Genomic DNA, 269 nt, shown 5'->3' on the forward strand with positions numbered 1-269 from the left:
GGTCTCGCGAGCGACCGCTATGGTTTCGCCGCCGTGGGTCGTCAATACGATTCGGTGGTCGATTACGTTGCGCCGCTCTCGGCCGAAGCAGGTTCGTTCGGCAAGACGAGTTTCGCGCACCCGTTCGACAACGATAATCTCGCCGATTCGCTGCGCTTCAGCAACGCCGTCAAATACGCGAGCCCGAATTTCGCGGGTCTGCAATTCGGCGGTCTCTACGCATTCTCCAACGACACCGACTTCAACGAGAACCGCGCATGGAGCGCGGG

General features: G+C 60.6%; 1 protein-coding gene. It reads left to right on the forward strand.

Annotation, left to right across the window (positions count from 1 at the left end):
• The coding region (locus SB751_RS30935) for a porin (RefSeq protein ID WP_410749141.1) at positions 1-269 on the forward strand (269 nt) is incomplete at both ends.

Origin of the sequence: Cupriavidus sp. SIMBA_020 (genome assembly GCF_046535395.1) — a bacterium.
Classification (GTDB): domain Bacteria; phylum Pseudomonadota; class Gammaproteobacteria; order Burkholderiales; family Burkholderiaceae; genus Cupriavidus; species Cupriavidus campinensis.